Source organism: Deltaproteobacteria bacterium (genome assembly GCA_026712905.1).
Taxonomy (GTDB): domain Bacteria; phylum Desulfobacterota; class Binatia; order UBA9968; family JAJDTQ01; genus JAJDTQ01.
Window position 1 is genome coordinate 1 of record JAPOPM010000094.1, and the last position, 1,758, is coordinate 1,758.

At 68.7% G+C, this 1,758-nt stretch carries 3 protein-coding genes; all 3 read right to left on the reverse strand.

Features of this window, described 5'->3' with window-relative positions; genetic code table 11:
* On the reverse strand, nucleotides 1–484 hold a 484-nt coding region (locus tag OXF11_07080; protein ID MCY4486865.1), incomplete at its 3' end, for an urease accessory protein UreD.
* Nucleotides 450–1,145: an urea ABC transporter ATP-binding subunit UrtE gene (gene urtE / locus OXF11_07085; GenBank protein ID MCY4486866.1), complete on the reverse strand. Its 696-nt coding sequence runs from the start codon at nucleotides 1,143–1,145 to the stop codon at nucleotides 450–452. The genes urtE and OXF11_07080, both read right to left, overlap by 35 nt.
* Before the next feature lie 30 nt (nucleotides 1,146–1,175).
* A partial coding sequence (locus tag OXF11_07090) for an ATP-binding cassette domain-containing protein (GenBank protein ID MCY4486867.1) occupies nucleotides 1,176–1,758 on the reverse strand: 583 nt, incomplete at its 5' end.

The following is a 1,758-nucleotide window of genomic DNA, read 5'->3' on the forward strand; positions in this document are numbered from 1 at the left end:
CGCGGGCCAGGCGGCCGAACACGAGGATCTCGCCGGCCATGATGCGGGCGCCGTCCGTGGCGCGGACGGTGGTGGCGCGGCGCAGCCGGGCGCCGTCGAACAGGATGGTTTCCTGCGGCATCCATTCCATCCAGGTCTTCTTCCCGGCCGTGATGCGCACATCGACGTTGCAGGGTTCGCCCGCGGAGCGGTAGATTTTCTCGGCGGCCTGCGTCGTTATCACGGCCCGCGCCTCCTTGCGGACCGCGAGGTCCAACTCGATCCGGTCCCCGCCGGTGAGTCCTCCGGAGGTGGTCAGAACCACCGCGGTCGCGAGGTCGGTGGTGCCCGGGAAGAAGACCCGGCAGGGGTTCCTCTGGTACAGGTGCCGAAGCCGGGTCGCTCCGTGGACCGGGCCGAAGACGATCTCCGCGCGGCCGTCGCCGCGCGGCAGCCGCGCGTGCGCGCCGTCAGACGGTAAGGTGCTTGCGCACGTCGCGCTCAAGGAGGTCCCCCTTGTCGCCGGCGAGAACGCTCTCGCCGCGGTCCATGACCACGAGCTTGTCCGCCAGCTCGTGGGCGAAGTCGAAATATTGCTCCACCAGCAGGATCGCCATGCGCCCTTCCCGGGCGAGCCCGTGGATGACCTGCTTGATGTCCTTGATGATGGAAGGCTGAATGCCTTCGGTGGGCTCGTCGAGGATCAGCAGCTTGGGCCGGAGCACCAGCGCCCGCGCGATGGCGAGCTGCTGCTGCTGGCCGCCGGAGAGGTCGCCGCCCCGGCGGTGCAGCATGTCCTTGAGCACCGGGAACAGTTGAAAGACCTGGTCGGGAATGGTGCGCAGGGACCTGGGCAGGGCCGGGAAACCGGTGCGCAGGTTCTCCTCCACCGTCAGCCGCGGGAAGATCTCTCGTCCCTGGGGTACGTTGCCGAAGCCCAGCCGCGCGCGCCGGTGGGCGGGAAGGCCGGTAATGTCGTCTCCTTCCCAGCGGATGCGGCCTTTCCGCACCGGCCGCAACCCCAGGATCGCGCGCAGCAGCGATGTCTTGCCGACGCCGTTCCGCCCCAGCACGCAGGTCACCTGGCCCTTGTCCACGGACAGGGTCACGCCGCGCAGCACGCGGCTGGCGCCGTATTGGAGGTGGATGTCGTCAACCTGCAGCATGGGAATCTTCCGTCATCGCGGGCGCCCGGGTCAGCGACCCAGGTACACGTCCGCCACCGTGGCGTTGCTCTCCACGGCGTCCATGGAGCCTTCCATGAGCATGCGTCCTTCGTGCAGCACGGTGACGCGGCCCTCCAGCGAGCGCACGAACTGCATGTCGTGCTCCACCACCACGACGGTGCGCTCGCCGGCGATGCCGCGGATGAGCGCGGCGGTCTGCTCCCGTTCGCTGTCGGTCATGCCGGCCACGGGTTCGTCCAGGAGCAGCAGCTCCTGGTCCTGGACCAGCAGCATGCCGATCTCGAGCCACTGTTTCTGCCCGTGGCTGAGGGTCCCGGCCACGGTCTCGCGGCGCCCGGCCAGCCCGATGGTTTCCACCGCGGCTTCCATCAACTCCGACGGCGGCGCCGACGCCGGCGCGAGCAGCATGCGCAGGATGCCGCGACGGGCCTTGCGGGCGAGCTCCAGGTTCTCGGCCACGGTCAGGTTGTCGAAGACCGTGGGCTTCTGGAACTTGCGCCCGATTCCGAGGTTGGCGATGGTGGCTTCGTCGAGCCGGGTGAGATCATGGGTGTCCTTGAAGAAGACGATCCCGTTGTCCGGTTTGGATTTC

Coding starts and splice junctions, on each gene's coding strand:
- urtE (MCY4486866.1), bottom strand. CDS start 1,145: ATGCTGCAGGTTGACGACATCCACCTCCAATACGGCGCCAGCCGCGTG.